This is a genomic window from Streptomyces sp. NPDC127119 (assembly GCF_042677425.1).
Lineage (GTDB): Bacteria > Actinomycetota > Actinomycetes > Streptomycetales > Streptomycetaceae > Streptomyces.
Map to the genome: position 1 here is coordinate 22,248 of NZ_JBHXTO010000122.1, position 6,291 is coordinate 28,538.

The 6,291-nt window shown below is 74.6% G+C and carries 5 protein-coding genes; 1 reads left to right on the forward strand and 4 read right to left on the reverse strand.

The features are described from left to right. Positions 1–25 precede the first annotated feature (25 nt). The gene (locus tag ACFVH5_RS34505) at positions 26–490 is read right to left on the reverse strand and encodes an Lrp/AsnC family transcriptional regulator (protein ID WP_385837613.1); all 465 of its coding nucleotides are present in this window, start codon (positions 488–490) and stop codon (positions 26–28) included. 79 nt (positions 491–569) lie between these two features. On the opposite strand from ACFVH5_RS34505, the gene ACFVH5_RS34510 reads away from it, so the two are divergent. Continuing rightward, the gene (locus ACFVH5_RS34510; protein ID WP_385837614.1) at positions 570–1,697 is read left to right on the forward strand and encodes a Glu/Leu/Phe/Val dehydrogenase dimerization domain-containing protein; all 1,128 of its coding nucleotides are present in this window, start codon (positions 570–572) and stop codon (positions 1,695–1,697) included. On the opposite strand, the gene ACFVH5_RS34515 is transcribed toward ACFVH5_RS34510, so the two are convergent. The 3 genes from ACFVH5_RS34515 to ACFVH5_RS34525 form a co-directional block, all read right to left on the reverse strand. Continuing rightward, positions 1,684–2,928 carry a VWA-like domain-containing protein gene (locus tag ACFVH5_RS34515; RefSeq protein WP_385837615.1) on the reverse strand — a complete coding sequence of 415 codons (1,245 nt, stop codon included), beginning with the start codon at positions 2,926–2,928 and terminating at the stop codon, positions 1,684–1,686. The two genes, ACFVH5_RS34510 and ACFVH5_RS34515, sit on opposite strands and share 14 nt — an antisense overlap. 152 nt (positions 2,929–3,080) lie before the next feature. Beyond that, positions 3,081–4,415: an AAA family ATPase gene (locus ACFVH5_RS34520; protein WP_385837616.1), complete on the reverse strand. Its 1,335-nt coding sequence runs from the start codon at positions 4,413–4,415 to the stop codon at positions 3,081–3,083. 130 nt (positions 4,416–4,545) lie between these two features. Next, positions 4,546–6,030 carry a hypothetical protein gene (locus ACFVH5_RS34525; RefSeq protein ID WP_385837617.1) on the reverse strand — a complete coding sequence of 495 codons (1,485 nt, stop codon included), beginning with the start codon at positions 6,028–6,030 and terminating at the stop codon, positions 4,546–4,548. Positions 6,031–6,291 lie beyond the last annotated feature (261 nt).

A 6,291-nucleotide genomic window follows, 5' to 3' on the forward strand; every position in this document is an offset into this window, starting at 1 on the left:
CGCTCGCCGCGCTGCCGGTGCGCCTCTACTCCGCGGGCGGCAGCGGGCCGAGGACCGGGTTGGTCAGGTGCTGGTAGATGATCGAGGTGCGGAAGGCGATGATCTCCCGGCGGTTGGTGAACTGGTCCAGGAGAAAGGCGTGCAGGTGGTCGATGTCCTGGGCCGTGACATGGACGAGGAAGTCGTCGCTCCCGGTCATCGTGTACACGGAGACCACCTCCGGCAGCCGCGTCACCGACTGCTCGAACGAGGTGACGACGTCCCGGCGCAGAGGGCGTACCTGGGTGAACACCATTGCCTGGACCGAGCGGTTGAGCGCCTTGAAGGAGACCTCGGCCCGGTAGCCCTGGATGATCCCGCGCCGATGCAGGAGCCTCGTGCGTTCCAGACAGGTCGAGGGGGCGATGCCGAGTTTCCCGGCGAGGGCGCGGTTCGACTGCCGACCGTCGGCCTGCAGTTCGCGCACGATCGCCGAATCAAGTTCGTCCACGGCTTCCTCCCCTGCCCGCACACCGAATGTAATTCGGCGCAGCTCCCGGTGGTCCGCGCATCAGCCTAGCTTCGGCGCCATGAGTCGAGCATTCGCACACGAAGAGGTCGTCGTCCGCCGCGGACGCCGCTCCGGCCTGCCGCTGATCGTCGCCGTCCACTCCCGCGTACTGGGACCGGCGGCCGGCGGCTGCCGGATGCGCCGCTACGACACCTGGCAGGACGGACTGACCGACGCGCTGCGCCTGTCGGAGGCGATGACGTACAAGTCGGCGGTGGCCGGTCTGGACTTCGGGGGCGGCAAGAGCGTGATCGCCCTGGACCGGGACACCGACGTCACCCCGGACCTGCGGCAGGCCGCACTGGAGGACCTGGGCGAGCTGATCGCCTCCTTCGACGGCTCCTACCGCACAGGACCGGACATCGGCACCGGTCCCGAGGACATGGTGGTCCTGCGGCGCTTCTCGCCGTACGCGTACTGCGCGCCCGAGGAGCACGGCGGCACCGGGGACTCCGGCGGGCCCACCGCCGTCGGCGTCCTGGCCGCGCTGCGGGCCGGCGCCCGGCATGTCTTCGGCGACGCCTCCTGCACCGGCAAGGTGGTCGTCGTCAGCGGGTTCGGGTCCGTCGGCAGCCGGGTCGCCGCAGGCCTGGCCGCCGAGGGGGCGCACGTCGTGGTGTCGGACGTGGACCACTCCCGCAAGGAGGCCGCGCTGGCGAGCGGGTACGGGTGGGTCGAGCCCGGCCGGGCTCTGTCGGCACCGGCCGACATCCTCGTCCCGGCCGCCGTGGGCGGGGTGTTCGACGAGGCGAGCGTTCCCCGGCTCACCGCGCCGCTGGTCGTCGGACCGGCCAACAACCAGCTCGCCGACGAGTCGGTGGCCGACACCCTCGCGGAGCGCGGCATCGTCTGGGTGCCGGACTACGTGGCCGGCGCCGGAGGGGTCGCCTACACGCTCAGCCGGGAGTCGGAGGGCTACAGCCACGAGGCCGCCCTGGAGCGGGTCGAGGGCATCGGCGACACCGTCGGCCACCTCCTCGGCCTCGCGCGCACGACCGGCATCACCCCGATGAGGGCCGCCCGGCAACTGGCCGACCGACGCCTCACCGCGGCGGCCGGCTCCCCGCCAGAGGCAGAGGCACAGGCAGCTGCTGCAGATGCGGTGGCCGCGGCAGCTCCCGCCCGGCGGGCTCTCAGCCGATCGTGACGACACGCGCCCAGGACGGCGGAGTGTCCGGTACGTAGTCGGGGTCCTCCTCGTCCGCCGCTCGGGCGGGGCGCGGGAAGAGACCGACGACCGTACGGCAGGGCGGTGGTGCGGAGGGCCAGGGGGTCTGGCCGTCCGTGAGGGCGACGATCACGTCGGGGCGGGGCCGGGAGCGCAGCGCCCGGGCGAAACCGGAGCGCAGGTCCGTGCCCCCGCCGCCGACCAGCTCGATGTTCTCCGCGCGGCAGAGCGGCACGGCGACCCCGGCCGCCGCGTCGCATGAGATCACCGAGACCAGGTCGCGCCGCCCGCCCACCGCCCGCGAGATCGCCGCCACCTCCAGCAACGCGCTGCCCAGTTCGGCGTCGCTCACCGACCCGGAGGTGTCGATCACGACGCAGACAGCGGGCGGCGTACGGCGCAGACTCGGCAGCACCACCCCGGGCACACCGGCCGAGCGCCGGGACGGGCGCCGGTAACTGTGGTTCTCGCCCGCGCCCGGGGCGCCCGCCGCCGACCGCACCGCCGCGCCCAGCAACTGCCGCCACGGCTGCGGCGGTTGGAACGCCTCGTCCGCCCATCGGCGCCAGCCCTCCGGCGCCTCGCCCGGCCGGCCCTTGATGCCCTCCGCGACCCGGAAGCGGACCGCGTCCTGCTGGTGCCTGCTGAGCCCGTTCGCCCCGTCAGGCCCTAGCTCCCACGGCCGGGCCTGCCCGTCGGCGCCGCTGCCGCAGTCCAGCCAGGCCAGGTCGGCGGTGAGACCGGACATCGACGCCGTCCGCAGGTACTCCTCCATCAACAGCCCGTCCGGCAGCCGCAGCAGGGACGGAAGCACCGCTCCGGCGGGCCGCGGCAGACCGTCCCCGTAGATGTCGTCGTTGATCTCGAAGTCCGCGGCGATGTTCCGGCGCAACCTCCCCCAGCCTTCGGCCGGGGGGACCCCCGTCCCGCTTCCCTCGCCCGGTCCGGACTCCTCGTGCTGCCGCGCGTACCGCTCGCCCCTGCCGTGGTGGTCCCGGAGCAGATGGGAGACCTCGTGCACCCACACACCCGCCAGTTCCTCCATCGGCATGCGCGCCACGAACCCGGGGGAGACGTAGCAGCGCCAGTGCGCGTCCACCGCCATCGTCGGCACCGACCGGTCCTCCACCACGTGCAGGGCGAAGAGCGCACCGGCGAGGTACGGGCGCACCTTCACCGCGTGCAGCCGGGCGGCCAGCAACTTCTCCATGTCCAGCGGGAGTCCGGCCGTTGGAGCCGCCGCACGGGAGCTGGCCGGCTGCTCCGGCGGGGCGGCCCGCACCGGGCGCGGCGGCGCGGGCCGGGGGACCGGACGCGGTCGGGCGTGCGGAGTCGCCTGCTTCGGAGCCCTCGGGGTCCCCGTCATCGGCGTGTCCCCGCCGCCGCGCGCTCGGCCGCGGCGGCTGCCGCGGCGACCCGCTCCACCGACCGGTCCGCCCGCCGGGCGAGACCCACCACGCCGGCCAGCCGGTCCATCGTCGCCGGCACCTCCCAGTCGTCGCGGCGCACCGCGGCCAGGGCCGTCGCCGGGGCGACCAGCAGGTCCGCGGTACCGGTCTCCAGGGCCCGCACCAGCACCGCCCAGCCAGCCTCCCAGCGCTCCCGTTCCGGCCGCGCTCCGACGGCCGCGACCACCGCCTCCAGCGTGGCCTGCCGCAGATCGCCCCGCTCCGGCAGCTCGGCGGCGGCCGGGTCGGCGAGCAGCGTCTCCGGGTCCGGCAGGTCCATCCGGTCCATGTACGCGAGGAGTTCGAGTCCGGGGCCGTCGCCCACCGCACCGCGTACGAGCAGGGCCAGCACCTCGCGGGAGACCGAGGCCGCCGTGCCGAAGGCCAGCAGGGTCAGCGCGGCGTCCCAGCTCCGGGGTGAGGGCCACGCACCGCCACGCCGTGTCTCGGTGCTCGGCAGCCGGTGGATCAGCGTCGGCCGCGCGGTCAGGAAGCCGCAGACCACGCGCCGGGAGAAGGCCACCGCCTCCGCCAGCAACTCCGGGTCCAGTCGCGGCAGTTCGGCCCTCGGCCAGACACCGCCGAGACCACGCACCACCACCTCCTGATCGTGCACCCAGTACAGATGGACGAACCGGTTGGCCAGCGGCGGGCTCAGTTCCCATCCGTCCGCCGCGGAAACGCGGGGATTGGCGGCGGCCACGATCCGTACGCCGGGCGGCAGTTGGAGCGCGCCGACCCGCCGCTCCAGGACGACCCGCAGCAGAGCGGCCTGCACGGCCGGGGTGGCGGTGGAGAGCTCGTCCAGGAAGAGGAGCCCGCGACCGGCTCGTACCAGCTCCACGGCCCACTGCGGCGGCGCCATCGGCACGCCCTGCACCGCGGGGTCCTCGCCCACGATGGGCAGCCCCGAGAAGTCGGACGGCTCATGGACGCTGGCGATCACGGTCGTCAGCGGCAGATCGAGCGAGGCAGCGAGCTGGGTCAGGGCGGCGGTCTTGCCGATACCCGGCTCACCCCAGAGCAGCACGGGCAGATCCGCCGCCACGGCCAGGGTGAGCGCTTCGAGCTGCTCGTCGGGGCGCGGCTCGGTGGTGGTCGCCCGCAGGAGAGCCAGGAGGCCGTCGGCGACGGCGAGGTGGGTGTCCGTATCCGGTACGCGGGCGGGCGAGGGTACGGGTGTGGCGTCGGCCGAAGCCGGTGCCGGTGCCGGGGTGGGCAGGAGGGTGGCGCTGATGGTCATGGGCATCACCTGGAGGGGTTGAGGGAACGGGAAAGCCCGTCCTGGACGGCATGGAGGCGTGCGGCGCGCAACGCGCAGCACGACCGAGGAGCAAGCAGCAGGGAGTGGGGGAAGGGGGACCGCGGCGGGTCGCCGGTCACGAGGCCTGACTGGTGCGGGGCCGGGACCGGCCGATCAGCTTGCTGCGCAGCGGCAGTGGCGTGAACCGGTCGAGCCGGGGCCGGTGACCGGCCTTCATCCGACCCGCGCCCGAGCCGCCCGCCCCACCCGAGCCGCCCGGGAGGTCCGCGCCACCCGGGACGTCCGCGCCCCCTGCCGTACCGGCGGCGGGATGCACGGCGACCAGTCCCGAGCGGAAGAGCCCGTGGTCGACGTGGCGGGCAGCGGCCTGCTCCAGTTCCTCGCGGAGCGGCCCGTCGCGCAGGACCGCGCCAGGACCGAGCAGGCCTTCGACGACGGCCAGCGCCCCGGTGACGTCACCGTGGCGGAGCCGCTCCCGGACCGCGGGCAGTGCCTCCGGATCCCGGTGCACCGAGTCGATCGCCCGCAGACAGGGCAGCGGGGGCCCGCCGAGCGCCACGAGCAGTTCCTCGCGCCGCAGTTGGGCGGGGTCGTGGTCGACCGCGGTCAGCACTCCGTCCCGCAGCGCGATCCGGTGGGTCTCGCCGCGGCACTCCACGCGATGCGGATCGCCGGGTTCGGGTACGGGACCGCCCACCGGCGCCGACCCGTACCCCGCCAGCGCTGCGGCGACGAGCGGATGCAGTCGCTCGGGCGGGATGAGCCCCGTCCGCAGCAGCTCCAGATCCGGCAGGACCCGGGCCGCCGCCTCCGGCAGCACCGGGAGCGCCGCGACCTCCTGCGGCGGCAGCATGCCTTCGGGCAGGGCGCGGAGTGTCGGGACATGGCTGTCGTCGGGGGCGACGAGTTCGAGCACGGCCCGTCTGCGGGCGCCGAGCCGGACGGTGAAGGCCCCGCGAGGAAGCCTCTCGGCCCGCAACAGCAGCTCGGCCTCGACGGCCCAACTCCCGTCGGCCCAGGGCGAATCGTAGGGTGGAGCCTTGCCCGCTCCACACCGGGCGGTCAGCTCGTTGCTCCGCCCGGCGTCCCAGAGATGCCGGTGCAGATCGAGCCGGAAACGCCGCTCGGGATGCGGATGGGGGTGGTGTCCATGGGGACGGTGTCCGGGGGTGCCGTTCCCCGAGCCCTCCCACAGCGCCAGGGACATCCACTGGCCGCCGTCCGCCCAGGCGGGCGGGGTCCGCACCACCAGGTGCAACGGCGTGCCGCCGGCCCTCCCGTAACGGGCGAGCGAGAGGGTGAGTCCGGGCCGGAGCCGGCCGTCCGGGGCGATGCGGGGCATGTGCCAGCGGAGCAGATCGGGCGCCAGCCGGCGCAGGTCCTCCCGGAGGAGGGTGACCACAGGGGTGCCGTGGCGACGGCGCACGGCGCGCAGATCGAGATCGACGTGGACACGGGCGGCGGCGCAAGCCCCCGCCCAGTCGCCGACCGCACGCCGTGCGGTTGAGTTCTCGATCATGGACGGTGGCACGGCGTACTCACGTACGCGCCGCCACATCAGCAGGTGGGGAGGAATCTCATTCGCGAAGTGAGGTGCCATCAGCACTCACCTTGCGCGAATGATTCCCCCAATCCGGAAAAGGAGAAGGTGTTCATCGCCCGCATGGTAACCACGCCGATGACGATCTGTCTTCCTTCTTTTTTGTGCCGGATCTGTTTCTGTGCCGGATCCCGGACGGGGGGGGGGGGGGCCGGGGCGGGGGGGGCCCCCCCCCCCCGGGGGGGGGGCGCGGCCGGGGGGAGGCCCCGCGGGGGCCCCGCAGCCCGCCCCCCCGCGGGGGGGCGCCCCCCCCCCCCCGCC

What these genes read in the sequence shown, in the direction of transcription:
- ACFVH5_RS34510 (WP_385837614.1), top strand. Translation starts at nt 570, where the DNA reads ATGAGTCGAGCATTCGCACACGAAGAGGTCGTCGTCCGCCGCGGACGC.
- ACFVH5_RS34515 (WP_385837615.1), bottom strand. Translation starts at nt 2,928, where the DNA reads ATGGAGAAGTTGCTGGCCGCCCGGCTGCACGCGGTGAAGGTGCGCCCG.
- ACFVH5_RS34520 (WP_385837616.1), bottom strand. Translation starts at nt 4,415, where the DNA reads ATGCCCATGACCATCAGCGCCACCCTCCTGCCCACCCCGGCACCGGCA.
- ACFVH5_RS34525 (WP_385837617.1), bottom strand. Translation starts at nt 6,030, where the DNA reads ATGGCACCTCACTTCGCGAATGAGATTCCTCCCCACCTGCTGATGTGG.